14 protein-coding genes are annotated in these 19,053 nt (G+C 73.5%); 5 read left to right on the forward strand and 9 right to left on the reverse strand.

What is annotated here, in order from left to right; all coding sequences use genetic code 11:
- Nucleotides 1-94: 94 nt before the first annotated feature.
- The 5 genes from ACFYM0_RS17195 to ACFYM0_RS17215 all read right to left on the reverse strand — a co-directional run bounded on the left by ACFYM0_RS17195 (nt 95) and on the right by ACFYM0_RS17215 (nt 8,169).
- The gene (locus tag ACFYM0_RS17195) at nt 95-532 is read right to left on the reverse strand and encodes a hypothetical protein (RefSeq protein WP_388501903.1); all 438 of its coding nucleotides are present in this window, start codon (nt 530-532) and stop codon (nt 95-97) included.
- A 202-nt stretch (nt 533-734) separates the two neighbouring features.
- Nucleotides 735-2,825, reverse strand: coding sequence for a DUF11 domain-containing protein (locus tag ACFYM0_RS17200; protein WP_388501906.1), 2,091 nt, complete (start codon nt 2,823-2,825; stop codon nt 735-737).
- Between the two features lie 89 nt (nt 2,826-2,914).
- The gene (locus ACFYM0_RS17205) at nt 2,915-5,059 is read right to left on the reverse strand and encodes a hypothetical protein (protein WP_388501908.1); all 2,145 of its coding nucleotides are present in this window, start codon (nt 5,057-5,059) and stop codon (nt 2,915-2,917) included.
- A 79-nt stretch (nt 5,060-5,138) separates the two neighbouring features.
- A complete protein-coding gene (locus ACFYM0_RS17210) occupies nt 5,139-6,419 on the reverse strand; it encodes a hypothetical protein (protein ID WP_388501911.1) in 1,281 nt (426 codons plus the stop codon).
- Between the two features lie 334 nt (nt 6,420-6,753).
- Nucleotides 6,754-8,169: an MFS transporter gene (locus tag ACFYM0_RS17215; protein ID WP_388502372.1), complete on the reverse strand. Its 1,416-nt coding sequence runs from the start codon at nt 8,167-8,169 to the stop codon at nt 6,754-6,756.
- Nucleotides 8,170-8,306: 137 nt separating this feature from the next.
- Here ACFYM0_RS17215 and ACFYM0_RS17220 point away from each other — a divergent pair, with 137 nt between their 5' ends.
- The 3 genes from ACFYM0_RS17220 to ACFYM0_RS17230 all read left to right on the forward strand — a co-directional run bounded on the left by ACFYM0_RS17220 (nt 8,307) and on the right by ACFYM0_RS17230 (nt 12,023).
- Entirely contained in the window at nt 8,307-8,666 is a 360-nt protein-coding gene (locus tag ACFYM0_RS17220) for an ArsR/SmtB family transcription factor (protein ID WP_388501913.1), read from the forward strand.
- A 102-nt stretch (nt 8,667-8,768) separates the two neighbouring features.
- On the forward strand, nt 8,769-9,275 hold the full coding sequence (locus ACFYM0_RS17225; RefSeq protein ID WP_388501915.1) for an MgtC/SapB family protein: 507 nt from the start codon (nt 8,769-8,771) through the stop codon (nt 9,273-9,275).
- A 222-nt stretch (nt 9,276-9,497) separates the two neighbouring features.
- A complete protein-coding gene (locus ACFYM0_RS17230; protein WP_388501917.1) occupies nt 9,498-12,023 on the forward strand; it encodes an MDR family MFS transporter in 2,526 nt (841 codons plus the stop codon).
- Nucleotides 12,024-12,030: 7 nt separating this feature from the next.
- Here the strand turns inward: ACFYM0_RS17230 and ACFYM0_RS17235 are convergent, their stop codons facing one another.
- Nucleotides 12,031-12,825 (reverse strand): VOC family protein, encoded by a 795-nt coding sequence (locus tag ACFYM0_RS17235; protein WP_388501919.1) that lies wholly within the window; start codon nt 12,823-12,825, stop codon nt 12,031-12,033.
- Between the two features lie 194 nt (nt 12,826-13,019).
- Here ACFYM0_RS17235 and ACFYM0_RS17240 point away from each other — a divergent pair, with 194 nt between their 5' ends.
- Nucleotides 13,020-13,880 carry a sulfurtransferase gene (locus ACFYM0_RS17240; RefSeq protein ID WP_388501921.1) on the forward strand — a complete coding sequence of 287 codons (861 nt, stop codon included), beginning with the start codon at nt 13,020-13,022 and terminating at the stop codon, nt 13,878-13,880.
- A gap of 54 nt (nt 13,881-13,934) precedes the next feature.
- Here ACFYM0_RS17240 and sepH read toward each other — a convergent pair whose 3' ends face one another.
- The gene (gene sepH, locus ACFYM0_RS17245; protein WP_388501924.1) at nt 13,935-14,948 is read right to left on the reverse strand and encodes a septation protein SepH; all 1,014 of its coding nucleotides are present in this window, start codon (nt 14,946-14,948) and stop codon (nt 13,935-13,937) included.
- 538 nt (nt 14,949-15,486) lie between these two features.
- Here sepH and ACFYM0_RS17250 point away from each other — a divergent pair.
- Nucleotides 15,487-16,350 (forward strand): hypothetical protein, encoded by an 864-nt coding sequence (locus ACFYM0_RS17250; RefSeq protein WP_388501925.1) that lies wholly within the window; start codon nt 15,487-15,489, stop codon nt 16,348-16,350.
- A 26-nt stretch (nt 16,351-16,376) separates the two neighbouring features.
- Here the strand turns inward: ACFYM0_RS17250 and ACFYM0_RS17255 are convergent, their stop codons facing one another.
- The gene (locus ACFYM0_RS17255; protein ID WP_388501928.1) at nt 16,377-17,711 is read right to left on the reverse strand and encodes a D-arabinono-1,4-lactone oxidase; all 1,335 of its coding nucleotides are present in this window, start codon (nt 17,709-17,711) and stop codon (nt 16,377-16,379) included.
- Nucleotides 17,656-18,918 (reverse strand): MFS transporter, encoded by a 1,263-nt coding sequence (locus ACFYM0_RS17260; protein ID WP_388501930.1) that lies wholly within the window; start codon nt 18,916-18,918, stop codon nt 17,656-17,658. The genes ACFYM0_RS17255 and ACFYM0_RS17260 overlap by 56 nt, the downstream gene beginning before the upstream one ends.
- Nucleotides 18,919-19,053 lie beyond the last annotated feature (135 nt).

Here is a 19,053-nt window from a genome sequence, read left to right on the forward strand (position 1 = left end):
GCCCTTCCCAGGCGCCCTCCCCGGGCGTCCTTCCCGTCCACCCCGCCCGACCGCCTGCGGGCAAGCGGATCGTGAAGGACGCCCGGTAGGTCGTTCAGGAGGCGGTGAAGCGGTTCTTGTCCGTGCACAGGGCCCAGATGACGAAGACGCCGATGGCGATCGAGATGAGGGCCCAGAGCGGCGTGTAGGGCAGCCACAGGAAGTTGAGGATGATGTCGAGCGCGACGATCACCACGCCCGTGACCCTGGCCCAGTCCGCGCCCTTGAGGATGCCGGCACCCACGACCACGAGCACGATGCCCAGGATGAGGTGGATCCAGCCCCACGCCGTGACGTCGAACTTGAAGGTGTAGTCGCCCACCCTCGCGTAGACGTCGTCGTTCGCGATGCCGACGATTCCCTTCAGGATGCCGAGGACGCCTTCCACGAGCATCAGCACACCGGCGAACACGGTGCCGCTCGTCGCCCACGGGTTCTCGTCGGCCGTGTACCTGCTGTTGGGGGCCCTGCTGGGGGGCGTTGCCTGTGCCACGGGAGGCTCCTTCGTCGGGCGGGACGCCGAGGGTCCTGCGCTGCGCCCAGCGTCCGTGGCGGGGGCGCACGGGGACATTCGAGCGCCGCCATTCGGGTGAATTCCCGCGGTGGGCCCGGCCCCGCGGGGCCGACGCGGAGGGCGTACGCCGGAAGGCCGGCGGGGCGGGGTGCCCTGCCGGCCTTCCGTACGGGTTGCGGGGTCAGGGGGTCGTCTTGCCGACCTCCAGGTCGGCGGTCGGGTCCTTGACCGTGCCGCCGGGCGGGCCGGCGGCCGCGCTCGTGTTGTTCGCGGGCTTGGGGTCGCCGGTCAGGGAGTCGACGGTGGCGGTGTTGCGGATGTCGGAGCCGTTCCCCGTGTACTCGGGGTCCAGCTTCACCTTGATCACCCAGGTCATCGATGCTCCGGACGCCAGCCGCGGCAGCGCGCCGCAGGTGACGGTCCGTCCGGAGGTGCACGTGGCGTCGCCGGATACGAAGCTCAGCGCGGTCGGCAGCGTGTCGGAGACCGTGATCTGTTCGGCCTGGGAGGGGCCGTTGTTGGTGATGGTCAGGGCGTAGTCGAAGGTCTCGCCCGGGGCCACGGGGATGGTCTGGACGGGCTTCTTGGTGATGGCGAGGTCCGCGGCGGGCGCCGTGACGTGCCCGCCGGGCACGGTCGCGGTGCTCTTGTCGTTCCCGCTCGCCGGGTCGATGTTGTCGGCCGTCACCTGTGCGGTGTTCTTCAGGTCACTGCCGTCTCCGGCGTAGGCGGGGTCCACCTTGACGGTGAGCAGGTACTCGATCGTCTCGCCGACCTTGAGCGGGCTGGTGCGCTTGCACGCCACCAGGTGTCCGGCGGCGGTGCATCCGGCCGGGGAGGACGTCACGTACGAGAGGCCCTCGGGGAGCGCGTCGGTGAGTTTGACGTTGAAGGCGTCGGCCGACGGGCCGTTGTTGGAGATCCGGATCCGGTAGTCGAAGGTCTCGCCCGGCACCGGAGGCTTCGTACCGACGGCTTCCTTGACCACTTCCAGGTCCGCGGTCGGCTTGTTGACGGTGCTGCCGGGCAGGCCCGCCGGGCTGCTCGTGTTGTTCTCCGGCTTGGGGTCCTTGGTCCGCGAGCCGGCGGTCGCCGTGTTGCGGATGTCGGATCCGTTGCCGGTGTAGTTGCTGTCGAGACGGACGGTGAACCGCCAGGTCCGGGACGCCGAGGGCTCCAGTACGGCCACCGGGCCGCAGCTGACCGTACCGTCGGTGACCGCACAGCCGTCGGGGGAGGAGACGAAGGCGAGCTGCGCGGGCAGCTTGTCGGTGATGGTGGTGCCGAGGGCCCGGGACGGGCCCTCGTTGGTCGTGCTCACCACGTAGTCGAAGGTCTGTCCGGGGGCGACGGGAGTGCTGTCGGCCGTCCGCTTGGTCGGCCACACGTCGGCCTGCGGGGCGGTGACCCCGCCCGGCGGCAGCACGGCCTGCGAGGTGTTGTCGGCGGGCTCCGGCTCCTTGGACGCGGAGGCGGAGGTCGCCGTGTTGCGCAGGTCGCTTCCGTCACCGGAGTAGGCGGCGTCCAGCTTCACCTTGAAGGTCCACACCACCTCGCCGCCGGGGACGAGCCGGGCCAGCGGACCGCAGGTGACGGTCCGTCCGGACGCCGTGCACGGGTCGGCCGAGGAGACGAAGGCCAGCCCGACGGGCAGGGCGTCGGTCACCACGACGTTGCGCGCGTCCGAGGGGCCCTTGTTGGTCGTACGGACCTCGTACTCGTACTCCTGGCCCGGGACCGTCGGCCCCGCGCCCAGCGGGGTCTTGACCGTGGCCAGGTCCGACACGGGATCGAAGGGCCCCGGAGGCAGCACCGGATCCGGCTTGTTGTTGGCGGGGTCGGGATCGGTGGCCTCGGAGCTGCCCGTCGCGCTGTTGCCGAGGTCGGAACCGTCGCCCTGGTACGAGGGGCTCAGCCGGGCCTGGAAGCTCCAGCTCTTGGTCTCCCCGGCGGCAAGCTGCGGTTCGGGCCCGCACGTGACGGTCTGCGCGACGGCGGTGCAGCCGTCGGAGGAGCCCACGAAGGAGATCCCGTTGGGGAGCTTGTCCGTGGCGATGACCTTCCGGGCCACCGACGGGCCCCTGTTCCTCGCGGTCAGCGTGTAGGTGATCAGGTCACCGGGGGCCTTGGCCCGCAACGTGGTCACCTCGACCGTAGACCCGCCGCCGGGCAGGGCGGCGGCCCCGGGGACCGGTCCGGCCCACAGGGCCGCGGCGCAGAGCAGCGGAGCCACGGCCCACACCGCCGGCCGCCGGCCTGGTGTCGTCGTCATCGCGCATCGTTTCCGTTTCGTGCGGGAGGACCGTACAGGGAGAGCTGTACGGGAGTTCGGGGGAGGGCGGGCAGCGGGCGGGCGCCCGGTCAGCCCGCCGTCGCGCGCTTGGCGAGCTCGATGTCGGCGCTCGGCGGGCGGACGCGCCCGTCGGGCACACCGGCGGAGCCGCTGTTGTCGAGCGGGTTCGGATCGGCCGTGTCCGCACGGGCGGTCGCAGTGTTCCGCGGGCCCGTCGCGTCACCGGTGTACGCCGGGTCGAGGCGCACGGTGAAGGTCCACGACCGGACCCCGCCCGGGTCCAGCGTCGCCGCCGTACCGCAGGTGACGTCCCGGCCGACGGCGGTGCAGCCCCCGGCCGACGCGACGAAGGCGAGCGCCGTCGGCAGCGGGTCGACGACCGTGACCTTCCGGGCCACGGACGGGCCGTCGTTGCGCACGGTCACCGTGTACGTGAAGGTCTCCCCGGGCGCCACGGGGGAGCGGGTCTCGGCGGCCTTCACCAGCGACAGGTCGGCCTGGGGGGCCGCCACTCCGCCCGGCGGGGCGGCGGCCGCGCTGGTGTCGTTCGCGGGCTGCGGATCGGGGAGGGCGTGCCGGACGGAGGCGACGTTCCCGAGGTCCGAGCCGTCACCCTGATAGGCCGGGTCGAGCCGTACGCGTACGGTCCACGAGGTGCGAGCCCCGGCGCCCAGCAGCTCGCGGACCGGGCAGGACAGCTGCTGCCCCGAGGCGGTGCACCCGTCGGCGGAGGAGACGAACCGCAGCGGCCCGGGAAGGGTGTCGGAGACCTGGATCGCGGTCGTGTGGGAGGGCCCCAGGTTCCGTGCGGTGAGCCGGTACGCGAACTCCTGCCCCGGGACCACCGGTCCGGGGCCGACCCCCTCCTTCTCCGCGGCCACGTCCGCGCGCGCCGTCACCACCGTGGCGGCGGCGGTGGAGCTGTTGTCCGCCGGATTGGTGTCCGTACGGTCCGCCGGGGCGGTCACGGTGGCCGTGTTCGACAGGGTGACGGGCTGGGCGGGCGCCGTACCGGTGACCGTGTAGGTGACGGAGCCGCCCCGCTGGAAGTCGGCCGTGGTGTCCAGGGCGTTCCCGCTGCCGGAGGCCCTCCCGCAGGTCCCGCCGGTGTTGGCGCGGCAGGTCCAGGTCACGTCGGTCAGCCCGGGAACGGTGTCGCGCACGGCGGCGCCGGTGACCTCGTTGGCCTGGCTGTTGGAGACGGTCAGGGTGTAGGTCACGGGGCCACCGCCGGCGGGCACGCTCGCGGGTGAGCCCGTCTTCGCGATGGTCAGGTCGGCCGGCACGTTGATGCGCAGGTCGTCGATCTCGTGGATGTTCGTCGCACCGCCGGTGCTCCCGGAGAACCCCACCTTGAAAGTGGCCGGCAGCTTCGGCTGACCCGTGATGCCCGTGACGTCGAAGTCGGTGATCAGCTGGGTCATGGCCGTGCCGGGGCCGCTGTCGGACCACACCGACAGCAGCATCTTCGTACCGCTGGGCAGCAGGGACACGCGGATCGTGCGCTCCTTGGCGCGGCTGCCCGTCTCCACGGTCTTGCCCGGCCCGTCGGCGGACGTGCCGAAGCGGTACCCCGTCCGGCCGGTGCCTCCGCCGCGCACCACGATCTTGTTGGGCTGGGCGCCCGGGCCGCCGTTTCCGACCGAGTTCGAGGAGAAGTTGCCGAACTCGTCCAGCCCGATGCCGAGATAGGCACCCGGTACGCCCGATGCCGCACAGGTGTCCGCCGCACCCGAACAGGCGTAGCCGAGCGCTCCGCCGGAAGCGCCGGTCCCGTCGGCCGCCGCGCCGTCGGCGAGGTAGAACGACAGCCCGTCACCGCGCTTTCCCTCGAAGGCGGTTCCCCCGTAGCCGGCGTACCTGAACTCGGCGAGGATGCCGAGCGTGGTGGGGAAGGAGTCCTTCAGCTTCCAGGTGCCGGCCTGGGCGGAGCTCGCGGAGGTAAGCCGCAGCCAGCCGCCGCCGTCCGGATAGCTCGCGTTGCCGCTGGTGCCGCCCAGGTTGGTGGAGCTGTCGAAGGTCTCGTTGACGGGAAAGGCGAGCGCGCGGGGACGGGGGCCGTCGGCGGGGCCGGTGGAGGGGCCGGTGGAGGCGGCCGTGCCGGCCGTCGCGGGCGTGGCGAGGGCTGCCGGCAAGGCCAGTACCGCCGTGCACAGCAAGGCGGCGGCGGCCCGGCGCCACCGGGCAGTGCGGGCACTCCGGGGGATCGTCATACCGAACGTTCCTCGTCTTCTCGCGCTGCGGTGGGGCTTGCGGAGGTCGTTCGCCGCGGGGGCCGCGGCGAACAGCCGGTCACGTGCGCCGCACCCGGAACGCCGTCCGCAGCGCCGCTCCCGCGGCCACCAGCGCGGTGGAGGTCCACAGCAGCCAGGCGGGGACCGTGGCCCCGGAGTCGGCCAGGTCGCCGCGGCCGCCGTGCTCCTCCCGGCCGTCGTGCCGGCCGTCGTGGTGGTCGTCGCGGCCGTGGTGTCCGTCACCACGACCGTCCCCGTGGCCGTCCACACGGCCGTCCTCCCGGCCGTCCTCCCGGCCGTCGTGCCCGTCGTGCTGGTCCCCGCGGCCTTCCGGTACGAGGCACAGCCGTCCGCCGCCCGGCCCGGTGGTCCCCGGCCGGTTGGCGTTGTCCGAGAGGTCGGGGTCGAAACTCGCGGAGGTGACACGGGCGACGTTCTCGATGGGCGTGCACTTCTCGGGCGGGGGCTGGGCCGCCCGGTCCCGGGTGACGGCACGGACCGTGATCCGGTACTCCGCCTTCTCGCCGGCCGCCAGGCGCGCCAGCGGCGGACACACCACCAGCCGGTCCCCCTCCTTCGCGACCGCGCAGTCGTCGGGCGAGGAGAGCAGGGTCAGCGAGGACGGCAGCAGGTCGGTGACCTGGAGCTGTCGCGCGGTCGCCGGGCCCGCGTTGCGCACCGTGATCAGGTACGTGAACTTCTCGCCGGGCCGGACGTGTTCCCGTCCCTCTCCGAGCGCCGCCGTCTTGCGGAGCGACAGATCCGCGGTCCGCGCACTGGGCGGGATCTCCAGGCCGGTCAGGGAGGTCGTGTTGTTCCGGGAGTCCGGGTCCGACGTGGCCGCGTCGACGACCGCCTCGTTGACGATGTCCGTACCGTCTCCGCGGTAGCCGGCCGCGAGCCGCACCGTGATGACCCACGCGTGCGAGCTGCCCACCGCGAGCGTGGCCAACGGCCCGCACACCGCCGTCCGGCCGATCGCGGTGCAGCCGTCGCGGGACGAGACGAATTCCAGGGCGAGCGGCAACCGGTCGGTGACGCGCACCTGCCGGGCGGTGGACGGTCCCCGGTTGGTCACCGTCACGACGTAGTCGAACGTCTCCCGGCCCGCCGCGGCGGCGTTCTCGCGGTTGTCGCGGTCGTCCGGGCCGTCGTCCGCCGCCGGCCGCAGCGCGCCCGACACCGCCAGGTCCGCGCTCTCCCGCAGCCGCGAGCCGGCAGCGGATCCGGTTCCCGGCCCGGGCCCGTCCGCCCGCCCTGTGCCGTCGGCCGGTCCCGTTCCCGTTCCCGGGGAAGGCTGCCCCGTGCCGCCGGCAGGCGCCGGCGGTACGGCGGACACGGAAGGTTCCGGGGGCGCGGACTCGGGCGCGGACTCCGACGGGGACGCGGCGGTTCCGGGGTCAGCCGGGTCCGATGCCGCGGAAGGCGCCGCGGAGAGGAAGCAACAGGCCGCCACCACGGAGAAGGCGGTCACCGTGCGCCGGTGCCGGTACAGGCCTTCGGCGCGGCTTCTCACCACACGTCGCATCGGGTGCCCTTCGGGGGAGACGACTCGCCCAAGGAGGACCAGTGTGGTGATCTATTCACACAAATAGTCAGGAAGGGTGCACCGGGCGTGATCCTTTATGACCAATGGGTGATCGAATTCAGTCCATCGGTCGTACGTTCCCAGGTCAGCCGTGGGCGGCGTGCAGCTCGTCGGTGAAGTGGTGGTGGCTGTGCCGCCACCCCGCCCCCGCCCGGCGGGCTCCGTGAAGGTGGGGATGCCCGGGCGTCAGACCGGTGTGCTCGTGCTCGTGTACGTGCCCCCGGCCCGCTTCCGCCTCCGCCTCCGCCTCCGCCTCCGCTTCCGCCTCCGCCACCGCGGCGCCGGGCCGCCCGGCCCCGGCCGGCCACAGCCGGGCGGCGAGGGCCGCGGCGGCGAGGGCGATCGCGCCGAGGGCCGCCGTCGCCCACCCGAGCCCGGCCTTCGCGCCGACCCAGCCCGCGAGCGGATAGGTCAGCAGCCAGGCGGCGTGCGACAGGGAGAACTGGGCGGCGAACACCGCGGTGCGGTCCCCTTCCGGCGCGGCCCGCCGGAGCACCCGGCCCGCGGGCGTGAGCACCATCGAGCAGGCCGCCCCGAACGCCGCCCACGTGCCCAGCAGCGCGGGCCACCGCCAACCGCCGGTGTGCGCCGAGGTGATGAAGCCGAGGGCACCGAAGGCCGCGGGGAGCACCAGGGCGCCGGTCAGCATCACCCGCCGGTCCGGGCGGTTCTCCAGGATCCGCGGCAGTGTCAGCGCCACGGCCATGGACCCGGCTCCGTACGCGCCGAGGGCGAGGGCGACCGACTCGGCGGACAGCCCGAGGAAGTCCCGTACGTACACGACGGAGTTGACCGTGACCACGGCTCCGGCGGCCGCGACCGCGAGGTTCATCGCCAGCAGGGACCGCAGCTGCGGGGCGCGGAGGAACAGCCGCGTCCCCGCGGTGGCCTTGGCGTACGCGCCCGGCCCCGACGCGGAGACGGACCGAGCCCGCCGGGGCAGGACGGCGGACACCACGAGCGCGGACGAGGCGAGGAAGCCGGCCGCCGTACCGAGGAACAGCCGGTCGTAGCTGACCACCGACAGCAGCGCGGCCGCGAGTGCGGGGCTGAAGAGACTCTCCAGGTCGTAGGCGAGCCGGGACAGGGACAGGGCCCGCGTGTAGGCGCGCTCCTCCGGCAGGACGTCGGGGATCAGGGCCTGGAAGGCCGGAGTGAAGGCGGCCGAGGCGGTCTGCAGAAGGAAGATCAGGGCGTAGACCTGCCATACCTGACCCACGAACGGCAGGAACAGTGCGACCCCAGCCCTGACCAGGTCGGAGCCGACCAGGAGGGCCCGGCGCGGCAGCCGGTCGGCCACCGCGGCGATCGCCGGGGCGACGGCGACGTACGCCACCATCTTGATCGCGAGCGCCGTCCCGAGCACCGAACCCGCGTCGGCGCCCGCGAGGTCGTACGCGAGCAGGCCGAGGGCCACGGTGGCCAGGCCGGTGCCGGTCAGGGCGATGACCTGGGCGCCGAACAGGTGGCGGTAGGTGCGGTCGCGCAGCACGCTCGGCATGCGGTTCCCTCCGGGCCGGGTGACGGACGAGGTCGAGGCCTCCAATGTATCCACACATGCGCACCTGCGCACATGTCTGGTGGATTGCGACTCCGCCCTCCCTCTGCGCCTCCCCGGAGCGACCTACCCTGTGGGGTATGCCAGCTCGCGAACCTCAGCCACCTGCACCCGATGCGCACCTACGGGATCCCGACAGGGCGCGTCTCGCCGAGGCGACCGAGGTCTTCGCGATGCTCTCGGACATCACCCGGCTGCACCTCCTGTGGCTGCTCGCCCAGGGGGAGTCGGACGTCGGCTCCCTCGCCGAGCGCTGCGCCGCGTCGAGGACCGCGGTGAGCCAGCACCTGGCGAAACTGCGGCTGGCGGGCCTCGTCGACACCCGCCGCGAGGGCCGGCGCATCCACTACAGCCTGCGCGACGGGCATCTGCGCCGACTCGTCCTGGAAGCCCTCAGCCACGCCGACCACCGGGTCAGCGGTACGGCCCCGCACAACTGACCCCCGCGGCGGCGCGCCCGGCGCCCCGGGCCTGCCCCCGCGCGCTCTACTGGCACGGACAGCCGTGCCTCCGCGTGCGGAGGACTCCGGGAAGGGCGGCCGATGGACTACCGGCAGGCGGACACCTCCACCCTCGTCACGATCGGCCACCTCACGGTGGCCTTCGTCCTCACCTACCTCCTCGGCTTCGAGCGCACCCTGAGGGGGGCCGCCGCGGGCAACCGGACCTTCTCCATGATCGGCGTCGGCGCCGCCCTCGTGGCCGTCCTCGCCCTGGACGGCGCACCCAACGCCCTCGCGGGAGTCGTCACCGGCGTCGGGTTCATCGGAGGCGGCCTGGTCTTCCGGCAGAGCCGCACCGAGGGCGACCTCGTCCACGGGGTGACCACCGCCGGAGCGATCTTCGCCGCGGCCGCGATCGGCGCGGCCGCCGGTCAGGGCCGCCTCGCGCTGGCCGCCGCGGCCACGGCCTTCGTGATCCTGGCGCTGGAGACCCGCCACATCCCGGGCCTGAGCGTCTTCGACGGCCGCCGGTGGGCCCACCGCTTCCGCAGCGACGCGGACGTCCTGAGACTGCACGGCGAGCGCAGCCCCAGCGCCGAGGACTGACGGGACGTCGCCCCTTCTTCCGCCCGTGCACGTGGCACTGTCCGCCGGGCACCAGTGGGTGCGCCCGCCGACCAGGCGGAGTTCGAGCGCGGCGTCCCGCATCCCCTTGCGGTCCGGGGCTTCGCGCGGCGCGGTGGGGGGCGCACTGCGGCTGCGGCGGCGGTCCCAGCCGATTCCGTCAATGCGCCTGCACGCATTGGATAGCCGCACTATCCTCATCGCGTGGATCAGCTGATCGTCGAAGACCCGACCCGTATCGGCCCGTACCGTCTGATCGCCCGGCTGGGCGCCGGCGGCATGGGCCTGGTGTACCTCGGCCGCTCCGAGGGCGGGCGCACCGTCGCCGTGAAGGTCGTGCAGGCCGAGTACGCCGGGAACCCGGAGTTCCGCAGGCGCTTCGCCCGGGAAGTGGCCGCCGCGCGGCGGGTGGGCGGGAGTTGGACCGCGGCCGTGCTCGACGCGGACCCCGGGGCCGCCGTGCCCTGGGTGGCGACCCAGTACATCCCGGGGCCCGACCTGCACGCCGTGGTCGCCAAGGACTTCGGGCCGCTGCCCGAGCACTCGGTGCGCACCCTCGCCAACCGGCTCGCCCTCGCCCTGCAGGCCGTGCACGAGGCGGGTCTGATCCACCGCGACCTCAAGCCCTCCAACGTCCTGGTCACCGTCGACGGCCCGCGCGTCATCGACTTCGGCATCGCCCGGGCGATGGACAGCCTCGCCGGGGACAGCCTGCTCACCCACACCGGCATGCTGATCGGCTCGGCCGGGTTCATGTCGCCGGAGCAGGTCCGCGGCCTCGAACTCACCGCCGCCAGCGACGTCTTCTGCCTCGGGGCCGTCCTCGTCTACGCCGCCACCGGACGGCTCCTCTTCGGCGCCGCGGACACCGGCCTGAACGCCCACCTCTTCCGGGTCGCAGAGGAGGAGGCGGACCTGACCGGCGTGCCGGAGGAGCTCGTCGAGCTCGTACGCGCCTGCCTGCACAAGGACCCGGCCCGGCGGCCCACGCCCCAGCAGGTGGCCGAACGCACGTCGCCGGACCGGGCCGGGGAATGGCTTCCCGGCACGGTGCTCGCCCAACTCGGCCGCCACGCCGCCGAGCTGCTGGACTTCGCCCCCGCGATGCCCGCCGGGCCCCCCGCCGCGCAGGCCGACCCCCGCGTCCCGTCCGCGCGCCCCGAACCCTGGCTCCCCGTGCCCCCGCCGCCCGAGTACGCCCCCACGGCCCCCGCGGACTTCGGCCCCGCGCGGGGGTTCGGGCCGCCCCCGGTACCCACCGGCGGTGCCTGGACCGCGACGCCCTCCACGGCCTCCGGGGAGTCCGCTTCCCCGCACTCCAAACGCTGGCGGGGCCTGGCGGTGGCCGCCCTCGCGCAGCTGATGGTGGTGTTCCAAGCGACGCTCTTCAGCGCGGCGTTGCCGGGTCTTCACAGGGACCTCCGCATCGACGGCCCGGGTCCCTTCTTCATCGCGTACGCGGTCGCCTTCGGCGCGGTGCTCCTGCTCGGTGGGCACCTCGCGGACCTCTTGGGGCGGCGGCGGACGATGCTCATCGGCCTGGTCGGATTCGCGGCGGCCTGCGCGCTCGGCGGTGCGTCCGGCGGTTCCGGCGGGGTGCTCGTCGCGGCCCGCGTCCTGCAGGGCGTCTTCGGCGCGCTGGTGACACCGGCCGGACTCGCCCTGGTGGCCGCGGGCTTCACCGACCCCAAGGAACGCGGCAAGGCGTTCGGGATCTACGCCACGCTCGTCGGCGGCGGTTCCGCGCTCGTGCTGTTCGCGAGCGGATGGCTCGTCGAGGGCCTGGCCCGGGAGGTGGCGCTGTACGCCGCCGTCCCCCTCGCGGTGATCGCCCTGATCTGCGCACTCGCCCTGCCGCACGACCGCCCGGCCCCCGGCGGCGCCCGCCCCGACGTGCCCGGCGTACTGCTCGGCTCCGGCGCGGTCGCCGCCCTCGTCTACGGCCTCGGCGCGAGCGAGTCGCACGGATGGGGCGCCCCCCTGGTGCTGCTCCCCGTCGCGGTCGGCGCCGTCCTGCTCGCGGTCTTCCTGCAGCGGCAGACCAGGTCTGCGCACCCGCTCCTGCCCCCGTACGTCCTGGGGGACCGCAACCGTGCCGGCAGCCTCCTCGCCCTGCTCCTGGCCGGGGCCGGCCTCCTGGTCCTGTTCCTGTCCGTGAGCTTCTACCTGCAGTACGTCCTCGGCTACGCCCCGAGCGTGATCGGGCTGCTCCTGCTCCCCATGTTCGCGGCAGTCGTCATCGGATCCACCCAGATCTCCGGCCGACTGCTCCACCGCGCCGCGCCCAACGTCCTGATCGCGGCCGGGCTGGTGCTCACGGCCGCCGGACTGCTGCTCCTGACGGGCCTGGAGGTCAACGGCGTGTACGAGGCCCAGGTGCTGCCCGGCACCATCCTCGCCGGCCTCGGCACCGGCCTGGCTTTCGCCCCGATCCTGGCCACCGCGACCACCGGCGTCGCCCCGCGGCACATCGGGGCCGCCTCGGCGGCCGTCATGACGGCCCTCCAACTGGGCGAGGTGATCGGCGGCGCGGTGCTCGCCGCCGTCTTCGCCGGCCGCCAGCAGGCCCGGTCGTACGACGAGGTGAACGACTACCTGGTGAGCGGTTACACCGCCACCCTCTGGTGGGCGTTCGGCGGAGTGCTGCTCGCGGCCCTGCTCGCCGGCCTGATGGTCAACGCCAGGCCCTCGCGGAGCGACGCTCCGCAGGCCGTCGGGCCGTCCCGGTAGTAGCCGATCAGCCCCGGCCGCGCACGAGCGTGAACACCGCGCCCTCCGGGTCCGTGACCACGGCCAGCCGGCCGCTCAGACCCTCGCGCGGCGGCTGGACGATCCGGCCGCCGAGCCGCAGGACCAGGGCGGCCGCCGCGTCGGTGTCCTCCACCTCGAAGTAGGTCATCCAGTGCGGCCCCCGGGCGTGGGGCAGCGAGCGGCCGACCCCGTGCACGGCGGCCACCGGCCGGCCCTGCAGGGACAGGGTGAGGTAGTCGAATTCGTCGGCGGCATCGCCCGCGCCGGGATGCGCAAGGGCCTCGTGGCCGAAGACGTGCTCGTAGAACTTCCCGACCGTCGAGGTGTCCTGCGTGACCAGCTCGTGCCACACCGGGGTGCCGGGCCCCCCGGCCAGCCGGGTGCCGAGGTGGGACGCCGCCTGCCAGAGCCCGAAGATCGCGCCCAGCGGGTCCGAGCAGATCGCCACCCGTCCCGCGATCCCGGCATCGAGCGGGCCCACCGCGACCGTGCCGCCGCAGGAACGGACGGACTCGGCCGTGGCATCGGCATCGTCCGTGGCCAGGTACGTGGTCCAGGCCACCGGGAGCTGCCGGTCCGGCGGCATCTCGCCGATGCCGGCCACTTCCCGCCCGCCGAGCATGGCCCGGACGTACGGGCCGAGCTGCTCGGGGCCGGGCTCGTACTCCCAGCCGAACAGGTCGGCGTAGAACTCCTCGGTGGTCCCGAGGCCGTGCACCATCAGGCTCGCCCAGCACGGCGTGCCGGGCGTGCGCCGCGTTGCTTCCGATGCCTCGGTCATGTCAGCCGTCTCCTCCGTCGTCACGCTCGTGACCTTTCCCGGAGCTGATGCTTCCACTCCGGGGGGCCCGGCGCGCCCCGACCGGCCGGGTTTCGGCGGAGCCGGGAGAGATGACCGGATCAGTGCGGCCCGTCCCGGCCCGTCGATGTACAGCTTGTTACGCGGGGTGTGTGGCGGGGAGCAAAATGGCCCGCATGACTGCGAACCCGCCCCGCTCCCCGCTCGTCTCCGCCGCCGACCTGAAGGAGGAGCTGGCCGGCCCGCTGCCGCCGGTGCTCCTCGACGTCCGCTGGCAGCTCGGAGGCCCGAACCTGCGGCCCGCGTACGAGGCCGGACACCTCCCGAACGCCGTCTACGTCGACCTCGACGCGGAACTGGCAGGTCCGGCGGGCTCCGGCGGCCGGCACCCGCTGCCCGATCCGGAGGAGTTCGGGGCGGTGATGAGGCGGGCCGGAGTCTCCGCGGACGTGCCGGTGGTCGTGTACGACGGCGGCCAGGGCTGGGCGGCGGCGCGCGCGTGGTGGCTGTTGCGCTGGACGGGTCACCCGCGCGTACGGGTCCTGGACGGGGGCCTGGCCGCGTGGACGGCCGGTGACGGTCCGCTGTCGGCCGAAGTCACTCCTGTGAGCGAGGGTGATTTCAAGCCAAATCCGGGTGCCATCGGGCTGCTGGACGCGGACGGGGCGGCGGCGCTGGCCCGGACGGGTGTGCTGCTGGACGCACGGGCGGGCGAGCGGTACCGCGGCGAGGTCGAACCGATCGACCCGGTCGGGGGCCACATCCCGGGGGCGCTGTCGGCACCGACCACGGAGAACACGGGACCCGACGGGCTGCTCCTGGACCGCGACGCCCTGCGGGCCCGCTTCGAGGGCCTGGGCGTACACGCCGACACGGCCATCCCGGTCGGGGTCTACTGCGGCTCGGGCGTCTCGGGGGCCCACGAGGTCCTGGCCCTGGCGGCGGCGGGCATCCCGGCGGCGCTGTACGCGGGCAGCTGGTCGGAATGGTCCGCGGACCCGGCGCGCGAGGTGGCGGTCGGCGAACTGCCGGGCTAGCCCCGGGCCCCGGCGGCGGCCTGCGCCGCCGGGGCCCGGTCGTGCCGCTCCGTGTTACTCCTGCTTCTTGCGGCGGGTGCCGAAGACGATCTCGTCCCAGCTCGGCACCGCCGCGCGGCGGCCCGGCCGGACCCCGTCGGCCTCGGCCTGCCGGTCGGTCGTGCCCGTCAGCCGGTCCCGGTGACCCGCCACGGTGCGCGGCATCAGGACGTCCGCGTACGCGGAACCCGCACCGGCCGACGCCGAGGCGGCGGGCGGCTCCTCCACCTCCGGCTCCGTGACCGGCTCCGGAACCACCAGGTCGCCGCGGAAGCTCGGTACCGCCTCCAGCAGGGCCGTCAGCGTGTCCCGCTCCTCCTCGGCTTCCGGCTCCGGCGGAGGGGGCGGCGCGGGGCGTTCCATCTGACGGTCGAGCGCCCGGTCCAGCGGCCGGTCCCGGGGCAGCCGCGCGATCCTCGGCACGAACGGGAAGCTCGGCTCCGGGGTCGCCGGCAGGTCGTCCGACTCGCCGATCAGCGAGCGGGCCTCGTCGTCCACGGCCACGACCAGCCGGCGCGGCGGGTCGTACGTCCAGCTCGCCGAGTGCGGTTCGCCCGCGACCCGGTAGACCAGCAGGACCTCCCAGGTGCCGTCGTCGCGGCGCCAGGAGTCCCACTGGACGGATTCCTTCTCGGCCCCGCGCAGGGAGAGCCTTTCCTGCACGGCCTCGCCGAGCTGGGGACCGGTGTTCTCGCCGGGCCGGCGCACGGGGGTCTTGCGGGCCCGCTCCGCCATGAACGCGCGCTCCGCGAGCACGGGGCCCTCGAAGCGGCGTACGCGGTCGACGGGGATGCCGGCGAGCTGAGCGACCTCCTCCGCGGAGGCACCGGCCCGTATGCGGGCCTGGATGTCGCGGGGGCGGAGGTGGCTCTCCACCTCGATCTCGATCTGGTTCAGGCGCGCACGGTCGTTGCGCACGGCAGCCCGGAGACGCTCGTCGATCGGAAGCGTGTACTCCGTGCTGTCCGCAGCCTTGAGCACCAGTCGTGTGCCGTCATTTGAGACGGCCACGACACGCAGTTCGGGCATGGGGACCTCCCGGGTGGTGCCTGCCGACGTCACGTGCGTCGCTGCTTCCGCTAGTCGAGTGTGGCCTGCCCGGGTGCAGCCTGCCACTACCTTGCCGAGTTAAACCGGCGTGTCGGGCATGCGCCCTTGATCGCTGTTATGGCACGGTTACCTGTTGGGCACGCACAGTGACCGAACGATTACTGTGCGCAGCAGGATCCCGTGCAACACCGCGGCATCACCGGTCTCGAGTGCCGTTTTTCCATCAACCGGCCCCCTCTCCCGAGTCCGGACATCCGAAAGGAAGGACGGCCCCAGGGCTCGCCACAGTACTCCATTCGGGCCACCTGGGTGGACCGCCGCGCCGCCGAACTTGTCTCGGACGGCGGGAGTTGGGCTGCCCCGGATCGGGTCCGCATCCGGCCGGACCTGCGTGTGCGCCCGATTTCGGGTGTCCTGCTTCACAGAATCTCCGGAAACGGAACTATCCGTTTCGCTGATGTGTCAGTAACAGGAGAAGGCGTTGGAGCGCGAGGGGCAGGACACGCAGGGGATGGCGATGGGTCAGAAGACGGTGCTGGACGTGGAACCGGAGCGGGAGAAGGAGGAGAAGAAGCTCGATCTGAGTGCGGCTCAGGTCGCGGGTTCCTCCCTCGCCACGGTCGCGGCGGCCCTGCTGGCCTCGCAGATGGGCGTCTACGGGACCATCCTCGGCGCCGGCGTCGTGAGCGTCGTGGCCACCGCGGGCGGCCCCGTCATCCAGCACTTCTTCCGCCGCACCGGCGACCAGCTCCGCGAGACGGCCCGCCCGAAGCTCCGTCAGGTCCCCGTGCACGGTCCCCACGAGGCGCCTCACGAGGTGCGCGCGCCCGACGGGACGATGATGCTGCGCCAGGTCCCGCCCCCGGAGACCTCGGAGGAGTTCGGCGCGGCCACCGTGCACGGCAGCCGGGTACGGGGCTGGAAGCGCACCGCGATCGCCTCCGGCCTGGCGTTCGCCATCGCCCTGGGCGGCATCGGGACCTACGAGGCCATCGCCGACACCTCCGTCAGCAAGGGCGGCGGGACCGTCTTCTCCGGCGGTACCCAGAAGGCGGGCAACGCCAGGCCCGCCCCGGACGGGGACGGGACCGGCGAGAAGGGCAGGGGCGGGAAGACGCCGGGGACCGGCAGCTCTCCGAGCGCCTCGGACCCGGACCCGGAGTCGAGTCCGAGCCCCCGGACCGACCCGGACGCCTCGCCGTCCCCGGATCCGTCCTCCAGTCCGTCCTCCAACCCGAGCCCGAGCCCGACTCCGCCGAAGCCCGACCCCTCGCCGAGCACCACGCCCTCGAAGTCCCCGGCGCCGGACGGCGGTCAGCCGACACCGGGCGGCGGTGCGGGCGGCACCGGCTCGGGCTCCGGCTCCACGCCGACCCCCTGAACCGGCCCCGGCCCCGGGCCCCGAGCTCAGTCCCCCAGAACGCGCCGCAGGTAGTCGTTGCCGAAGACCCGGTTCGGGTCCAGCCGGTCCCGGAGCGCGGTGAACTCCCCGAAGCGCGGATACACCCGGGCGAAGTACTCCGCGTCGCGCGTGTGCACCTTGCCCCAGTGCGGCCGCCCGCCGTACTCGGTGAAGATCCGCTCGGCGGCCGTGAAGTAGGCCTGGTACGGGGTGCCCTTGTACATGTGCACCGCGATGTACGCGCTCTCGCGGTCCGAGGCGGTCGACAGGGTGATGTCGTCCGCCGGGGCCGTCCGCACCTCCACCGGGAAGCTGATCCGCAGGCCGGAGCGGTCCACCATGGCCTTCAGCTCCCGCAGCGCCTCGACGACGCGCTCGCGCGGAAGGGCGTACTCCATCTCCACGAACCGCACCCGGCGCGGGCTGGTGAACACCTTGTACGGGATGTCCGTGTAGGTGCGCGCCGACAGGGCGCGGCTCGCGATCCGGGCGATGGAGGGGATGGCCGCCGGGACGGCGCGGCCGAAGGAGTTGACGGCCTGGAAGAGGCCGTTGGACAGCAGCTCGTCCTCGACCCAGGCGGAGACCGCTCCGGGCGGGGCGGCCGGGCCCTGGCTGCGGTTGTTGCGCTTGGTGTTGCAGTTGCCGGTGTGCGGGAACCAGTAGAACTCGAAGTGCTCGTTCTCCGCGTGGTGCTGGTCGAACTCGGCCGTCACCCGGTCGAAGGTCATCGGCTCCTCACGGGCGGTCAGGAAGAAGAGCGGCTCCACGGCGAAGGTGATCGCGGTGACGACGCCGAGCGCTCCTATGCCGAGGCGGGCCGCCGCGAAGACCTCGGGGTTCTCCTTCTCGGAGCACGTCAGCAGCCCGCCGTCGGCCGTGACCAGCTCCAGGCCGCGGATCTGGGCGGCGATGGAGGCCGAGTCACGGCCGGTTCCGTGGGTGCCGGTGCTGGTGGCGCCCGAGACCGTCTGCTCCATGATGTCGCCCATGTTGGTGAGCGACAGGCCCTCCTTGGCGAGGGCCAGGTTGAGGTCCTTGAGGACCGTGCCCGCCGCCACGGTGACCGTCCCGGCGTTCCGGTCGATCACCTGGATCCCGGCCAGCGCCTGCGGCCGGACCAGTACGCCGTCGGTCGCGGCGGCCGCGGTGAAGGAGTGGCCGGTGCCGACCGCCTTCACCTTCAGCCCGTCCCCGGCGGCCCGGCGGACCGCCTCCCGGAGCTCCCCGACCGATGCCGGGGTGACCACGCGCGCGGGCGTGGCGCTGACGTTGCCCGCCCAGTTATGCCACGCGGCGGTCCGTGTCCCGCTGCTGCCTGCTGTCCCCGTCGTCGCCATCGTTGGAAGGCTCCTCCCCTTGCGCCGGCCTCGTCAGCCGGCGGTAACCCGCGAACGCAACCGCCGCCGCGGCGGCCCCCGCCGAGATGGAGACGACGTACCCGGTCTTCGCGCCGGCGGCGTCGATGACCCAGCCGGCCACGGAGGACCCGAGCGCGACCCCGACCGCGAGCCCGGTGCCCGTCCAGGTCATCCCCTCGGTCAGCTTCGCGCGTGGTACGTGCGCCTCGATCAGGGCCATCGTGGTGATCATCGTGGGAGCGATGGCGAGGCCCGAAACGAAGAGCGCCACGGCCAGAAACGGAAGGTTCCCGGCCAGTAGGAGGGGGATCATACTCACGGCCATCGCACAGATGCCCAGCACCCACCTGCGTTCGGCCTTGCCCTTGAGGTGCAGCAGGCCGAAGACGATGCCGGCGAGGCAGGAACCGACCGCCCAGACGGCGAGGATGAAGCTGGCCCACGCCTTGTGCCCCTGCTCCTCCGCGAAGGCCAGGGTGACCACGTCGATGGAGCCGAAGATGGCCCCCGTGGCCACGAAGGTGGCGACCAGCACCTGGAGTCCGGGGGAGCGCAGTGCCGATGTCCGGTCGGCGTCCTCGCCGCGCGGGTGCGGGGCCGGCTCCGTGGCGCGCTGCGCGGTCAGCCACCACACGCCCACCAGCAGGCAGACCGCGGCGACCAGCGGGCCCGCCTCGGGGAACCAGGTGGTGGAGAGTCCGATGGCCAGGATCGGCCCGAAGATGAAGCAGACCTCGTCCAGGACGGACTCCAGGGAGTACGCCGTGTGCAGTTCGCGCGGCGAGTCCCGGTAGATGGCCGTCCACCGGGCCCGGATCATCGCGCCCACGCTGGGTACGCAGCCCGCGAGCGCGGCGAAGACGAACAGGGTCCAGTCGGGCGCGTGGTTGGCCGCGCACAGCAGCAGCCCGGAGACGGCGAGGACCGCGAGCAGGCTCGCCGGGCGCAGGACGCGGCGCTGGCCGTACTGGTCGACCAGGCGCGAGACCTGCGGGCCCAGCGCGGCGGCGGAGAGCGCGAGGGTGGCGGTGAGGGCGCCGGCCAGCGAGTAGCGGCCGGTGAGCTCGGAGATCATCGTCAGGATGCCGATGCCGACCATGGAGAGCGGCAGCCGGCCTATGAGGCCGGCCGCGCTGAAGCCCCGGCTGCCGGGGGCGGCGAAGATCGCGCGGTAGGGACTGGGCAAGGTGCCCTCCGTAAGGGACGTCATTGGCCCATACAGGTTACGGCCGCACCCAAGCCGCCCGCGCGGGGAGGAACCGGACAGCGGCCGGAGGGGCCCGTACCCCGGGCCGGGCGGTCCCGTACCCCGGGCCTGTTT

Source organism: Streptomyces sp. NPDC006487 (genome assembly GCF_042870555.1).
Taxonomy (GTDB): domain Bacteria; phylum Actinomycetota; class Actinomycetes; order Streptomycetales; family Streptomycetaceae; genus Streptomyces.

What these genes read in the sequence shown, in the direction of transcription:
- sepH (WP_388501924.1), bottom strand. Translation starts at nt 14,948, where the DNA reads ATGCCCGAACTGCGTGTCGTGGCCGTCTCAAATGACGGCACACGACTG.
- ACFYM0_RS17250 (WP_388501925.1), top strand. Translation starts at nt 15,487, where the DNA reads ATGGGTCAGAAGACGGTGCTGGACGTGGAACCGGAGCGGGAGAAGGAG.
- ACFYM0_RS17220 (WP_388501913.1), top strand. Translation starts at nt 8,307, where the DNA reads ATGCCAGCTCGCGAACCTCAGCCACCTGCACCCGATGCGCACCTACGG.
- ACFYM0_RS17255 (WP_388501928.1), bottom strand. Translation starts at nt 17,711, where the DNA reads ATGGCGACGACGGGGACAGCAGGCAGCAGCGGGACACGGACCGCCGCG.
- ACFYM0_RS17215 (WP_388502372.1), bottom strand. Translation starts at nt 8,169, where the DNA reads ATGCCGAGCGTGCTGCGCGACCGCACCTACCGCCACCTGTTCGGCGCC.
- ACFYM0_RS17240 (WP_388501921.1), top strand. Translation starts at nt 13,020, where the DNA reads ATGACTGCGAACCCGCCCCGCTCCCCGCTCGTCTCCGCCGCCGACCTG.
- ACFYM0_RS17235 (WP_388501919.1), bottom strand. Translation starts at nt 12,825, where the DNA reads ATGACCGAGGCATCGGAAGCAACGCGGCGCACGCCCGGCACGCCGTGC.
- ACFYM0_RS17205 (WP_388501908.1), bottom strand. Translation starts at nt 5,059, where the DNA reads ATGACGATCCCCCGGAGTGCCCGCACTGCCCGGTGGCGCCGGGCCGCC.
- ACFYM0_RS17200 (WP_388501906.1), bottom strand. Translation starts at nt 2,825, where the DNA reads ATGACGACGACACCAGGCCGGCGGCCGGCGGTGTGGGCCGTGGCTCCG.
- ACFYM0_RS17225 (WP_388501915.1), top strand. Translation starts at nt 8,769, where the DNA reads ATGGACTACCGGCAGGCGGACACCTCCACCCTCGTCACGATCGGCCAC.